The 13,795-nt window shown below is 70.2% G+C and carries 11 protein-coding genes and 1 pseudogene; 9 read left to right on the top strand and 3 right to left on the bottom strand.

Going from position 1 to position 13,795, the window contains the following annotated elements; genetic code table 11:
- Nucleotides 1-8: 8 nt before the first annotated feature.
- A complete protein-coding gene (locus tag VE614_RS14035) occupies nt 9-1,985 on the top strand; it encodes an ATP-dependent DNA helicase (RefSeq protein WP_324936367.1) in 1,977 nt (658 codons plus the stop codon).
- A 182-nt stretch (nt 1,986-2,167) separates the two neighbouring features.
- Here the strand turns inward: VE614_RS14035 and lexA are convergent, their stop codons facing one another.
- Nucleotides 2,168-2,947 (bottom strand): transcriptional repressor LexA, encoded by a 780-nt coding sequence (gene lexA, locus VE614_RS14040; protein WP_324936369.1) that lies wholly within the window; start codon nt 2,945-2,947, stop codon nt 2,168-2,170.
- Nucleotides 2,948-3,497: 550 nt separating this feature from the next.
- On the opposite strand from lexA, the gene nrdR reads away from it, so the two are divergent.
- On the top strand, nt 3,498-4,049 hold the full coding sequence (nrdR, locus tag VE614_RS14045; RefSeq protein WP_324936445.1) for a transcriptional regulator NrdR: 552 nt from the start codon (nt 3,498-3,500) through the stop codon (nt 4,047-4,049).
- Nucleotides 4,050-4,210: 161 nt separating this feature from the next.
- Nucleotides 4,211-7,108 (top strand): vitamin B12-dependent ribonucleotide reductase, encoded by a 2,898-nt coding sequence (locus VE614_RS14050; RefSeq protein ID WP_324936371.1) that lies wholly within the window; start codon nt 4,211-4,213, stop codon nt 7,106-7,108.
- 75 nt (nt 7,109-7,183) lie between these two features.
- Here the strand turns inward: VE614_RS14050 and VE614_RS14055 are convergent, their stop codons facing one another.
- Nucleotides 7,184-7,717 carry a TerD family protein gene (locus tag VE614_RS14055; RefSeq protein ID WP_324936373.1) on the bottom strand — a complete coding sequence of 178 codons (534 nt, stop codon included), beginning with the start codon at nt 7,715-7,717 and terminating at the stop codon, nt 7,184-7,186.
- Nucleotides 7,718-7,865: 148 nt separating this feature from the next.
- Between VE614_RS14055 and VE614_RS14060 the strand changes: the two genes are divergently transcribed.
- The 6 genes and pseudogenes from VE614_RS14060 to VE614_RS14085 all read left to right on the top strand — a co-directional run bounded on the left by VE614_RS14060 (nt 7,866) and on the right by VE614_RS14085 (nt 12,566).
- Nucleotides 7,866-8,471, top strand: coding sequence for a YdbC family protein (locus tag VE614_RS14060; RefSeq protein WP_324936375.1), 606 nt, complete (start codon nt 7,866-7,868; stop codon nt 8,469-8,471).
- Nucleotides 8,472-8,589: 118 nt separating this feature from the next.
- Nucleotides 8,590-9,249 carry a histidine phosphatase family protein gene (locus tag VE614_RS14065; protein WP_324936377.1) on the top strand — a complete coding sequence of 220 codons (660 nt, stop codon included), beginning with the start codon at nt 8,590-8,592 and terminating at the stop codon, nt 9,247-9,249.
- A gap of 12 nt (nt 9,250-9,261) precedes the next feature.
- On the top strand, nt 9,262-10,167 hold the full coding sequence (locus tag VE614_RS14070; protein ID WP_324936379.1) for an ADP-ribosylglycohydrolase family protein: 906 nt from the start codon (nt 9,262-9,264) through the stop codon (nt 10,165-10,167).
- A gap of 454 nt (nt 10,168-10,621) precedes the next feature.
- Nucleotides 10,622-11,081, top strand: a pseudogene (locus tag VE614_RS14075) (TetR-like C-terminal domain-containing protein); the annotation flags it as partial.
- Between the two features lie 82 nt (nt 11,082-11,163).
- Complete coding sequence (locus tag VE614_RS14080) at nt 11,164-11,865, top strand: ribonuclease HII (protein WP_324936381.1); 702 nt, start codon at nt 11,164-11,166, stop codon at nt 11,863-11,865.
- A gap of 68 nt (nt 11,866-11,933) precedes the next feature.
- Nucleotides 11,934-12,566, top strand: coding sequence for a hypothetical protein (locus tag VE614_RS14085; RefSeq protein WP_324936383.1), 633 nt, complete (start codon nt 11,934-11,936; stop codon nt 12,564-12,566).
- Nucleotides 12,567-12,872: 306 nt separating this feature from the next.
- On the opposite strand, the gene VE614_RS14090 is transcribed toward VE614_RS14085, so the two are convergent.
- Nucleotides 12,873-13,505, bottom strand: coding sequence for a hypothetical protein (locus VE614_RS14090; RefSeq protein WP_324936385.1), 633 nt, complete (start codon nt 13,503-13,505; stop codon nt 12,873-12,875).
- Nucleotides 13,506-13,795: the final 290 nt, after the last annotated feature.

Here is a 13,795-nt window from a genome sequence, read left to right on the forward strand (position 1 = left end):
GTCGCGCTATGACGAAGCCCTCACTCCCCGAACTCCTGCATGCTGCCGTCACCGCTGTCGGCGGCATGGAGCGCCCCGGCCAGGTGGCCATGGCCGAAGCCGTCGCGGACGCCATCGACGACGGCTCCCATCTGCTCGTCCAGGCCGGCACCGGCACCGGAAAGTCGCTCGGCTATCTCGTGCCGGCGCTCGCCCACGGGGAGCGAGTGGTCGTGGCCACCGCGACGCTGGCCCTGCAGCGCCAGCTGGTGGAGCGGGACCTGCCGCGCACGGTCGACGCGCTGCACCCGCTGCTGCGTCGCCGTCCTGAGTTCGCGATGCTGAAGGGCCGGTCGAACTATCTCTGCCTGCACCGCCTCCACGAGGGCGTCCCGCAGGACGAGGAGGAGGGCCTGTTCGACCAGTTCGAGGCGGCCGCACCCACCAGCAAGCTCGGCCAGGACCTGCTGCGCGTGCGCGACTGGGCCGACGAGACCGAGACCGGCGACCGCGACGACCTCACGCCCGGAATCTCCGACCGTGCCTGGGCCCAGGTGTCGGTGTCGTCCCGGGAGTGCCTGGGCGCGACGAAGTGCGCGTACGGCGCCGAGTGCTTCGCCGAGATGGCCCGTGAGCGGGCCAAGCTCGCCGAAGTGATCGTGACCAACCACGCTCTGCTCGCGATCGACGCGATCGAAGGCGCCCCGGTCCTGCCGCAGCACGAGGTACTGATCGTCGACGAGGCGCATGAGCTGGTCTCGCGGGTCACCGGTGTCGCCACCGGCGAGCTGACCCCCGGCCAGGTCAACCGCGCGGTGCGGCGTGCCGCGAAGCTCGTCAACGAGAAGGCCGCCGACCAGCTCCAGACCGCTGCGGAGGGCTTCGAGCGCCTGATGGAGCTGGCCCTGCCCGGACGCCTGGAGGAGATCCCGGAAGACCTCGGCTATGCCCTGATGGCGCTGCGTGACGCCTGCCGTACCGTGATCTCCGCGATCGGCGCGACCCGCGACAAGTCCGTGCAGGACGAGGACGCGGTCCGCAAGCAGGCGCTGGCCTCCGTGGAGACGGTGCACGATGTGGCGGAGCGGATCACCAACGGCTCCGAGTGGGACGTCGTCTGGTACGAACGCCACGACCGCTTCGGCGCCTCCCTGCGCGTCGCTCCGATGTCCGTCTCGGGACTGCTGCGCGAGAAGTTGTTCACGGACCGGTCCGTGATCCTCACGTCGGCGACCTTGAAGCTGGGCGGCGACTTCAATGGCGTCGGGGCGTCTCTGGGGCTCGGCCCGGAGGGCATGGAGGGGGACGATCTTCCGCAGTGGAAGGGCGTCGACGTCGGTTCGCCGTTCGACTACCCCAAGCAGGGCATCCTCTATGTCGCCAAGCACCTGTCGCGCCCCGCGCGGGACGGTGACCGCGCGGACATGCTGGACGAGCTGACGGAGCTGATCCAGGCGGCCGGCGGCCGCACTCTGGGCCTGTTCTCCTCCATGCGGGCCGCCCAGCTCGCCGCCGAGGAGCTGCGCTCGCGTATCCCGGAGTTCCCGATCCTGCTCCAGGGCGAGGAGACCCTGGGCGAGTTGATCAAGAACTTCGCCGCTGATCCCAAGACCTGCCTGTTCGGCACGCTCTCCCTCTGGCAGGGCGTCGACGTGCCCGGTCCCAGCTGTCAGCTGGTCGTCATGGACAAGATTCCGTTCCCGCGCCCTGACGACCCGCTGATGAGCGCCCGGCAGAAGGCGGTCGAGGAGGCCGGCGGCAATGGCTTCATGGCCGTCGCCGCCACCCACGCGGCGCTGCTCATGGCCCAGGGCGCAGGGCGCCTCGTCCGCGCGACAGGGGACCGGGGCGTGGTCGCCGTACTGGATCAGCGGCTGGCGACGGCACGCTACGGCAGCTATCTGAAGGCGTCACTGCCCGATTTCTGGTACACCACGGACCGCAACCAGGTCCGGAAGTCCCTTGCGGCGATCGACGCGGCGGCGAAGCAGACGGAAGGGAAATGACTGTGGGGCCCGTTCGAGTCTTCGGACGGGCCCCCACGGCACAGCCACCAGGGACGCGGTCGGCCGCCCCCCTGAGGGGGCCGGCCGCCCCACGGGACAGCACAGGGCCCCGGAACCGGCGCAGGGGTTCCGGGGCCCGGTCGGAGGGGCGGCGGCTGCGAGCAGCCCGCCCGTCGCGGCCGTCATACGCGCCGCAGGACGGCCACCACCTTGCCCAGGATGGTCGCGTCGTCACCCGGGATGGGCTCGTACGCGGCGTTGTGCGGGAGGAGCCAGACGTGGCCGTCCTCGCGCTTGAAGCGCTTCACGGTGGCCTCGCCGTCGAGCATCGCGGCCACGATGTCGCCGTTCTCGGCGACCGGCTGGCGGCGGACGGTGACCCAGTCGCCGTCGCAGATCGCGGCCTCGATCATGGAGTCGCCGACGACCTTCAGGACGAACAGCTCACCGTCACCGACCAGCTGCCGGGGCAGTGGGAAGACGTCCTCGACCGACTCCTCGGCGAGGATGGGGCCACCGGCGGCGATCCGGCCGACCAGTGGCACATACGACGCGGCGGGCTTGCCGGCGGTGTCGGTGGGGGCCACCGAGGCGGCCTGGTCGGAGCCACGGACCTCGTAGGCGCGCGGGCGGTGCGGGTCACGGCGCAGGAAGCCCTTGCGCTCCAGTGCCATCAGCTGGTGCGCCACCGAGGAGGTGCTGGACAGGCCGACCGCCTGGCCGATCTCCCGCATCGACGGCGGGTAGCCGCGCCGCTGGACGGAGTCCCTGATGACCTCGATCACACGGCGCTGGCGATCGGTGAGCCCCGAGCTGTCCGCTCGGATGCCTGGAGGTCGGCCCGGCAGGGAGCGCTTGTGCCCCTCGGGATTCGTGGCTTCGTTCATCGCATGCACCGGCTCGAGTCGGCCCTGGGAGCGGTCCTGGGCAGTGATGGTGGCACTGTCTGCGGTGGTGGTCACGTCGGCCCCTCTCGATGGTCTCCCTGCTGCACAACGGTAGTTGCTTTCGAAAGGTTGCGCCAAACACACGTTCGAGTGAAAATTCGCGCTTTGTCTGACGCGATCATGTGTCTGGGTGTATGGCTGACGCGGTGCCGCGCGGGCAAATGCGCCCATTGTTGTACTCTTCACCGCCGGGGCAGCGCCCTTGTGGGGCGGGCCCCCAGTCTGCCATCCGGGACCCCGTCAGCCGGGCACCGGCCCCCGTTCGCGCAGGAGTCCTACGTCTTCTCCGTGCGGCGACCACGCTATCTCCCCATGTGTCCTCCCGGCGCCGCCGTCCGTGCGCCACCGTGAGCGGCCGTGCGCGGACGCGGGCGCGATCGACACGCGGCCTGGGCTGGATGTGCGAGCCAATCCCCACATCTAGTGGTTGGATGGCGACAGCAGCCCAGAAGTTGTGGTCCCCCGGGTCATCGACCCCGCAGCGATCGCCTATGCTTGGGGCTGCTTCGAGGGGCCCGTGAGGCCTCCGAGGCTATTGAGTCTGCTGTGAGGAGGGTTGGAGTTCATGCACTGCCCCTTCTGCAGGCACCCCGACAGCCGCGTCGTCGACAGTCGTACGACCGACGACGGCACGTCGATCCGCAGGCGCCGCCAGTGTCCTGACTGCTCCCGTCGTTTCACGACCGTGGAGACCTGCTCACTCATGGTGGTCAAGCGGTCCGGAGTCACCGAGCCGTTCAGCCGTACCAAGGTCATCAACGGTGTGCGCAAGGCATGCCAGGGGCGGCCTGTCACCGAGGACGCGCTCGCCCAGCTCGGCCAGCGGGTCGAGGAGGCGGTGCGGGCCACCGGGAGCGCCGAGCTGACCACCCACGATGTGGGGCTGGCCATACTCGGCCCGTTGCAGGAGCTGGACCTCGTCGCCTATCTGCGCTTCGCGTCCGTCTACCGGGCGTTCGACTCGCTGGAGGACTTCGAGACGGCGATCGCTGAGCTCAGGGAACAGACGGGCCGCCGCGCCGCGGGCGACGGAGACGCGGGCGTGGGGAGCCAGGAAGACGACCGCGGGTCGGGAGAGGCCGTACCGGTCCCCGAGCCCGCGAGTGCCGCCGACTGACCGAGGGGCCGGCCGGACACCGCGTCCGGACCGGCCGGTCGGCGGCGATCGAAGACCTGTTGCGGGCGGCAGCGAGAGGGTGCCCGCAACATCAGACAGAACACCGTGCTCCGGGAACATAGGGGCACTTCAGGGCGTTTTCGCCCGTACAGGGAGGCGGCATGACAGAGACGGCGAGCGGTCCGGCACGAGGGTCCCGAGCAACGAAGGGCGCCAAGGCCACCAAGGGGCTGCGTATCGAGCGCATCCACACCACCCCCGGCGTGCACCCGTACGACGAGGTCACCTGGGAGCGCCGTGACGTCGTCATGACCAACTGGCGCGACGGCTCGGTCAACTTCGAGCAGCGTGGCGTCGAGTTCCCCGACTTCTGGTCGGTGAACGCGGTCAACATCGTCACCAGCAAGTACTTCCGCGGTGCTGTCGGCACGCCGCAGCGCGAGACCAGCCTCAAGCAGCTGATCGACCGCATCGTGAAGACGTACCGGAAGGCCGGTGAGGACTACAAGTACTTCTCCTCGCCCGCCGACGCCGAGATCTTCGAGCACGAGCTGGCGTACGCCCTCCTGCACCAGATCTTCAGCTTCAACAGCCCGGTCTGGTTCAACGTCGGCACCCCGCAGCCCCAGCAGGTCTCCGCCTGCTTCATCCTGTCCGTCGACGACTCCATGGAGTCGATCCTCGACTGGTACAAGGAAGAGGGCATGATCTTCAAGGGCGGCTCCGGCGCCGGCCTGAACCTCTCCCGCATCCGCTCCTCCAAGGAGCTGCTGTCCTCCGGCGGCAACGCCTCCGGCCCCGTCTCCTTCATGCGCGGCGCCGACGCCTCCGCAGGAACGATCAAGTCCGGCGGTGCCACCCGCCGCGCGGCCAAGATGGTCATCCTCGACGTCGACCACCCCGACATCGAGGATTTCATCGAGACCAAGGTCAAGGAAGAGGAGAAGATCCGCGCGCTGCGCGACGCGGGCTTCGACATGGACCTGGGCGGCGACGACATCACGTCCGTCCAGTACCAGAACGCCAACAACTCGGTCCGCGTGAACGACGAGTTCATGAAGGCGGTCGAGGCGGGCGGCAAGTTCGGCCTGCGTGCCCGTATGACCGGCGAGGTCATCGAGGAGGTCGACGCCAAGGCTCTCTTCCGCAAGATGGCCGAGGCCGCCTGGGCCTGCGCCGACCCGGGCATCCAGTACGACGACACGATCAACCACTGGCACACCTGCCCGGAGTCCGGCCGGATCAACGGCTCGAACCCCTGCAGCGAGTACATGCACCTGGACAACACGTCCTGCAACCTGGCCTCGCTGAACCTGATGAAGTTCCTGAAGGACGACAGCAAGGGCAACCAGTCCTTCGACGCCGACCGCTTCGCGAAGGTCGTCGAGCTGGTCATCACCGCGATGGACATCTCCATCTGCTTCGCCGACTTCCCGACCGAGAAGATCGGCGAGAACACCCGCGCGTTCCGCCAGCTCGGCATCGGCTACGCCAACCTGGGTGCCCTGCTGATGGCCACCGGTCACGCGTACGACTCCGACGGCGGCCGCGCCCTCGCCGGTGCCGTCACCTCCCTGATGACCGGTACGGCCTACCGCCGCTCCGCGGAGCTGGCCGCGGTCGTCGGCGCGTACGACGGGTACGCCCGCAACGCCGACGCGCACAACCGCGTCATGAAGCAGCACGCCGACGCCAACGACAAGGCCGTCCGCATGGACGACCTGGACACGCCGATCTGGGCCGCCGCCACGGAGGCCTGGAACGACGTGCTCCGCCTCGGCGAGAAGAACGGTTTCCGTAACTCCCAGGCGTCCGTCATCGCCCCGACCGGCACCATCGGCCTGGCGATGTCCTGCGACACCACCGGCCTCGAGCCCGACCTCGCCCTGGTCAAGTTCAAGAAGCTGGTCGGCGGCGGCTCGATGCAGATCGTCAACGGCACCGTCCCGCAGGCCCTGCGCCGCCTGGGTTACCAGGAGGAGCAGATCGAGGCGATCGTCGCCCACATCGCCGAGCACGGCAATGTGATCGACGCCCCCGGCCTCAAGCAGGAGCACTACGAGGTGTTCGACTGCGCCATGGGCGAGCGCGCCATCTCCCCGATGGGCCACGTCCGCATGATGGCCGCGATCCAGCCGTGGATCTCCGGCGCCCTGTCCAAGACGGTCAACATGCCGGAGACGGCGACCGTCGAGGAGGTCGAGGAGATCTACTTCGAGGCCTGGAAGATGGGCATCAAGGCCCTCGCCATCTACCGCGACAACTGCAAGGTCGGCCAGCCGCTGTCGGCCAAGAAGAAGGACGACGACAAGAAGACCGAGGTCAAGGCCGAGGAGGCCCCCGCCGCCAAGGTCGAGAAGGTCGTCGAGTACCGTCCGGTCCGCAAGCGCCTCCCGAAGGGACGTCCCGGCATCACCACGTCCTTCACCGTCGGCGGCGCCGAGGGCTACATGACCGCCAACTCCTACCCGGACGACGGTCTCGGCGAGGTCTTCCTGAAGATGTCCAAGCAGGGCTCGACCCTCGCGGGCATGATGGACGCCTTCTCCATCGCGGTGTCGGTCGGTCTCCAGTACGGCGTGCCGCTGGAGACGTACGTCTCGAAGTTCACCAACATGCGCTTCGAGCCGGCCGGTATGACGGACGACCCGGACGTGCGGATGGCGCAGTCGATCGTCGACTACATCTTCCGCCGCCTGGCGCTCGACTTCCTGCCCTTCGAGACCCGCTCCGCGCTCGGCATCCACTCCGCCGAGGAGCGTCAGCGTCACCTGGAGACCGGCTCCTACGAGCCGCTGGACGACGAGGACGTCGACGTCGAGGGCCTGGCCCAGTCGGCGCCGCGCGCCCAGGAGCTCAAGGCCGTCGCCACCCCGAAGGCCGAGGCCGAGGTGGCCAAGTCCGCTCCGAAGCAGGCCCACACCAGCGCCGAGCTGGTGGAGATGCAGCTGGGCATCCAGGCCGACGCCCCGCTGTGCTTCTCCTGCGGCACGAAGATGCAGCGGGCCGGTTCCTGCTACATCTGCGAGGGCTGCGGCTCGACCAGCGGTTGCAGCTGACCGCTGAGCTGTGAGTGAGGGGCGCCGGCTTCGAGCCGGCGCCCCTCCTGGCGTCTGCGGGGCTTCCGCGCGGAATCAGGGCCTGCTCAGGGTTCCCATGGTGCGTGCGAAGTGCGTGGGGTCGTCCTCGAAGCCGATCAGCCCGGGGTGGAACTCCCACACTCCCGCCTCGTCGCGCCGGAACTCCGCGACCGTCGCCGCGGTCGCCCCGAGGATCCCGTCGAAGTCGTCCTGGGCGAGATCGGCGTACCCCTCGCGGATGCGCAGAGCCGGGTTGACCACGCTGACGAAGGTGCGCCGCGCGGGCCGCTGCTGGATCGCGACACCGGCCACCACGCGCGCGTAGCGCGGATCGAGCCGGTGCAGCTCCACGGTCAGCACCTCGTCCCAGCCGAAGCCCTTGCCGTCCTTGCTGTCCCGGTTGAGATAGATGGTGCCGTCGGGGGAGCGGCTGTCGAAGTGCACCACATACGCGGGATCGCCGTACGGATCGCTCGCCAGGTAGGTGGCGGCCACTATGTCGAGATCGGTGGGCGGCTGCCCCGCCGGACTCGGGTCCCACTTGAGCGCGATCTCGACCTTGCCGATCCCCTTGCTGATGCCGTTCACGAACGTCCCCCTTCCCGAGTGCCCGCAGGCCGAACTGCCGGGCGGTCCAAGACGGTTGCCCATCCTGCCACGCGCGCCGGGGCGCTCGCGCGTGTCCGGTCCGCCGGAGCGTGACCCCCGCCACGTTCCGTGGCCTTACCATGGCGCGGTGCTGGTCAAGTGGATTCGCTGCACCGTGGTGGACCGTCGGGGGTTCGAGCGGGGACAGCGAAAGTGGGCGGGGCTGCTGGGTGAGCCGGGTTTTCGGGGGCAGGGCGGGGGCTGGAGCCGTAGCCGGCCCTCGGTGGCCCATGTCTTCGCCTTCTGGGAGAGCCGGGCCTTCTACGACTCCTTCATGGCCCGCTCCCACGACCGGCTGGCGGCGGCGCAGTCGGGCACCTTCAAGGACGCCCAGGCCAGACTGTTCGACCACCGTTTCGACGTGAAGACCGGGTTCGAACCCCGTTTCACGGACGCCGATCTTCTCCGCGTCGCCCTCTGCCGGGTCCACGAGGGACGCGTCGAGAACTTCACCCTGATGCAGGAGAAGGTCTGGAACCCCGCGATGGCCGGTTCGCCGGGCATGATCCGCGGCTTGTTCGCCGAGGCGCCCGGCAACGAGTTCATGGTCCTGTCCATGTGGCGGTCGGCGGCCGAGCACGGCAAGTACCGCACCGAGCGGGTGGAGCGGCTCGCCCTGCGGGCCCAGACCGAAGCGGACGTCGCCGCGCTCACCGGCGACGTCGTCGACCTGGAGCCGACCTGGACGGTTTGACGGCCGGGCGGTCGAACCGCGCCTCCTGTGTGGCGCCCGGTGAGGGAAATGTGTGACCTACGCCGTATGGAGCCCGTACGAGTGCTCCGCCGCCCGCGGCGCGATCTAGGGTTTTGGCATGGCACGACCACGGCGCATCGTCCTTGTCCGGCACGGCGAGTCAACGGGCAATGTTGATGACTCCGTGTACGAACGCGAACCCGACCACGCCCTGGCCCTGACCGAGCGGGGCCGGCAGCAGGCCGAGGAGACCGGCAAGAGACTGCGGGAGCTGTTCGGCCGGGAACGGGTCAGCGTGTACGTCTCCCCGTACCGGCGTACGCACGAGACCCTGCAGGCCTTCCACCTCGACCCCGAGCTGATACGCGTGCGCGAGGAGCCCCGGCTGCGCGAGCAGGACTGGGGGAACTGGCAGGACCGCGACGATGTACGCCTGCAAAAGGCCTACCGGGACGCCTACGGGCACTTCTTCTACCGCTTCGCCCAAGGCGAGAGCGGGGCCGACGTCTACGACCGGGTCGGGGGCTTCCTCGAAAGCCTGTTCCGCAGCTTCGAGGCCCCCGACCATCCGCCGAACGTGCTGCTGGTGACCCATGGCCTGGCCATGCGGCTGTTCTGCATGCGCTGGTTCCACTGGACGGTCGCCGAGTTCGAGTCGCTGCTGAACCCCGGGAACGGCGACATGCGGATGCTCGTTCTGGGCGAGGACGGCAGGTACACACTGGACCGGCCGTTCGAACGCTGGCGAGATCCGGAGCCCTATGGGATCACCGGATAGAGTGGCAGGGCGATGACCGCTGACTCCTCTTCCGACGGGCGCCTGGACCGCGCCCTGGCCAGCCTGCGCGGACTGGCCGTGGGGGACGCGCTGGGCTCCCAGTTCTTCGTGCCGGTGAACTATCCGCTGCTGAAGCGACGGGAGCTGCCGCCCGGCCCCTGGCAGTGGACCGACGACACGGAAATGGCCTGCTCCGTCGTCGCCGTCCTCGCCGCCCACCGACGGATCGACCAGGACGCCCTGGCCCACTCCTTCGCCCACCACCACGACTTCGACCGCGGCTACGGTCCCGCCGTCAACCGGCTGCTTCGGCTGGTCCGGGAGGGCGGCGACTGGCGTGAGCTGGCCGCCGCGCTCTTCAACGGCCAGGGGTCCTGGGGCAACGGCGCCGCCATGCGGATCGCTCCCTTGGGCGCCTGGTACGCGGACGACCCCGAGCAGGCGACCCACCAGGCGGAGATCTCCGCCTACCCCACGCACCAGCACCGCGAGGCCGTGGTCGGCGCCATGGCCGTCGCCGCGGCCGCCGCGCTGGCCGCCGATCCCGCCGGGCCGCCGAGCGCCGAGGCGCTGCTCGACGGGGTCATCGCGCTCGTCCCGAAGAGCGCCGTCGGAGCGGGCCTGCGCCGCGCCCGCGACATGCTCGACTATGGCGACGCGGCCACGGTCGCGGCCGTGCTGGGCTGCGGACGGCGTACGACGGCTCATGACACCGTGCCCTTCGCCCTCTGGTCGGCCGCGCGCTCGCTCGGGGACTACGAGGGTGCATTCTGGACGACCGCGCAGGCCGGCGGCGACGTCGACACCACCTGCGCCATCGTGGGCGGGGTGATCGCCGCCTGCAAGGCGGGGGCGCCGCCCGCCGCGTGGGCGGAGCGGACGGAGTCGCTGCCGGACTGGGTTCCCACGACCGGCTGACCAGGGCGGCCTGGACCCTCCGGGATACGCTGAAAACTCTCCGTGCAGGGCGGGAACTCTCCGTGATCGGGCTGCGTTGTCACGGTATCCGCGGTGCGCTCCGCTGCGCCGCGGGATCTGTCGGCCAGCGCAGGGGGTGTTGTCGGCCCTGCTCACCGTGACGGTACCGGTGGCGGCGGCGGTGCTGACGGCGGCGCCGGTGTGGAGCGCGCGGGAGGCCGGACCGGCGTCCTCGCCGTCGGACCGATGGACGCTGTCCCGCCATCCGCGGTCATACGCGGGCCGGCCGGTGAGCCGCGGGCATACCCCCGTCATGCCCCTCGCCCCGGCGGCCTGGGTGGCCCGCGAAGTCCTTCGCCCAGCCGACCATCGGGCCCGCCGTGCCGGACTGAGTTTCCAGATCGCTCTTGCGAACGCGGATCACCCACCACGCGGTGACCAGGGCAGCACGGCCATCGCCGCGGACGCGCTGCAGGCCGGGCTACCGCGGCTGGACGCGGCGCCCGATCTCCGGAGCGTGCGGGAGGATCTGCTCGCGCTGTGCCTCCAGGCGCGTAACGCGATGTTCTCGCGCCCGGGTATCGCCTTGCGTTCCGTCATTCACGCATGCGACACCATGCAGGCGTAGCGCTTCCATGCGGTGATCGTCGAGGGGTGGAGCAGACCGGCGGTGCCGGCGGAAACCCCGGCGTCGCGGGTGGAGCCGACGGTCAAGCTGCTGCGCGAGGTGACCGAACGTGGAATCACGCGAGGCGACGTGTGGGCGGACGCCGTCAACGGATGCGTTCTCGACGCTGTCCCGGCGATGATGATGTACCGATCAAGAATGTGCGGCTGCGAATGGGATGATCGAAGTCCTTGAGGAGATGGCCGACCAGCTGATGATGCCGCTGCTCCGCGTCGCCGGGGGCTGAGCACGGGCGGAGAGCGTCGGGATGCGGCAAGGGCAAACCGGGGTGTCGCCGCGGCTTCGGACGGGCGTACGCTAAGGGCGCCATGCCGTACGAACCACCTACTCACACCGTCGAGCGCTCACTCCGCGCCACGACCGGAGCGAAGATCATTGCCGGTGTCGACGAGGTGGGGCGCGGCGCGTGGGCCGGGCCCGTCACCGTCTGCGCGGCGATCACCGGACTGCGCCGGCCCCCCGAAGGTCTCACCGACTCCAAGCTGCTCACCGTCAAGCGGCGCACCGCGCTTGCCGAGACGCTGCGGAAGTGGGTCACGTCGTACGCCCTGGGGCACGCTTCCCCGGAAGAGATCGACGAGCTGGGGATGACGGCGGCGCTGCGGCTCGCCGCGGTGCGCGCTCTGGACGGCCTGCCGGTCCGCCCCGACGCGGTGATCCTCGACGGCAAGCACGACTATCTCGGCGGGCCCTGGAAGGTCCGTACCGTGATCAAGGGTGACCGGTCGTGTGTGGCGGTGGCGGCGGCATCGGTGATCGCCAAGGTTCAGCGGGACAAAATGATGGCCGAACTGGGTGTCGACCATGCAGACTTCGGTTTCGCGGACAATGCCGGGTATCCGTCGCCCGTGCACAAGGCCGCACTGGAGGTGCGGGGTCCCACTCCGTACCACCGGTTGTCGTGGGCGTATCTTGATGCGCTGCCCCAGTGGCGGCACCTCAAGAAGGCCTGCAGCTGGGCGGATGGACGCGTTCCGGAAATCGAGGGCCAGCTCGGCTTCGATTTCTGACACTTCCGATCGCACGTATGTGCCACCCAGTCGCGCGTGCCGCACCAACGTTTGATAAACATCAAGTCATGCCTCTCATCCCCGAGGAGCCTCAGATTCACGAGAGTGCCCAGGGTCCCCGCGCCACTCCGGCCAGTGGCCGCACCGCGCCGACCCCCCGCCCCGTACCCGGCCCCCGCCCCGCGGCTCCGCCGCGTCCTGGTCGTCCCGGCCCTCTCCGGCCCGCGCCTCCGGTGCAGCGGACGCCGCGTGACGCGGCAGCGACCCATCCCGGCCCGGCCGCCCCCGCCGCCTCCGCTTCGGCTCCGGCGACCCCGCAGATCCAGCTGATCCCGGCCTCGGTCGAGGGAGCGCTCGACGCCGCCGAGGAGGCCGTGGATCTTCTCCTGGAGTCGGGCCGGGCCCCCGGCGACGTGCTGGTGATCACCACCGGCGAGCAGCACCCGTGGGCTGCCCATGAGCTGTCCTTCGGTGAGGCCGCCTACTGGGCCCAGCACGACGCGCGCGACGACGTCTTCTACGCCGACGCCGCCGTCGCCGGGCGTGCCGCCTCCCGACCGGTGGTCGTCGTCGCCGTCAACGGCGGCTCCGACGCCGTGGCCGCCACCGCTCTGCCTCTGGCCCTCAAGCGCGCCGGTGCACTGCTGATCGTCTGCGGTGACCCGCAGCAGATCAACGCGGTGCTGGGCGTCGGGGTCTGAGCAGCGTCGAGCAGACCCCCGGTCTCGGGGCGGGCGAGGCCGCGCGCATGCGTGACGGCTTTGCCGTGCCCGGACGGCCGGGGTGTGTGGCCGCCTGCCGGCGTGGGTTTCGGTGCGGTGCCGAGGCGGTCGCCTGGGCAGCCGCCGGTGCTGTTCGGCCGTAACCAAGCGCGCGATCGGTCAAGGCTGTTCGTGCTGTGGCTGTGGCTGTGGCTGTGGCTGTGGCTGGGGCCAGGGGCGTAACGTACGCGCCCGGTCAGGGGAGCGCGTACCGTCGGCCGGTGCTGCCGCGGAGCCGTGGGCGGCTCAGCGTGCCGCCGCTCGGCGCAGTACCTCGGAGGTCGCGCCGCCGGTGCGTATCGGCGGTGGCGGCGCCTCGGACAGGGCGAACGGCTCGGGTGCCGAGTCCGTGCTCGGGCGGCGTCCGCCGCGTCCCTCGCCGAGGACCTGCCAGCCGTCCCTGGTCAGGGTGATGTACGCCCCGCAGCGCAGGCCGTGGAGTGTGCAGGCGTCCCGCAGGCCCCACATCCAGGCTCCGTCCTCCTCCGTCCAACGCGCTTCGCCGTCCCGGCAGTACAGCAGCACGGCCGTGCGCACCGGCGTACGGCGGCGCAGATCGTGCGGGATGACCCGGCGCAGCTGGGCGAGGAGCGCGTTGCGGAACATCCAGCCGTCGGCCGGGGCCGGGCGGCGGGTGAAGGACGCGCTCGCCCGTAGCCGTTCGTCCGGGTCGAGCACGGCCACGATCGCGGTGGCCGGCTGGGGGCGATGCCGTGCGTGCAGCCCGCTGACCACCTCGCGCGGGTTGCGCAGCAGGGGGATCCCGGCGGCGGCCCACTCCGCGGGTTCGAGCATCCGGGCCACAGGGGTGGCGGATGCGGCGGACAGGTCGGCGGACGTCGACGTGGATGCCGAGGACGGAGCGAATCCGAAGGTCACGATCCTCCCTTCGGCTACGCGCCCACACTGCGGGCGGGGGTTGGTTTCGGGGGGAGCGCACACCGCAGCGGAGCCCTGCCTGATCACGGACGAGCCGTGCGGGGAGCGGACTTCAATTCTTCCTGTCGAACCTGGAAGCGGCAACGAGCAATTGGGGCCACCGGCCCTTATCGGGTGGTGCGTGGCTTATATCCCTACCCATAGGTACGCCGGGCGACGCCTGGGAGCGACGGTGCAGGCCACGCCCGTACTCCGGCCGCCGGGAGGCAGGTCGGCAGCGGGGTCGGCAA

Origin of the sequence: Streptomyces sp., assembly GCF_035645055.1 — a bacterium.
Classification (GTDB): domain Bacteria; phylum Actinomycetota; class Actinomycetes; order Streptomycetales; family Streptomycetaceae; genus Streptomyces.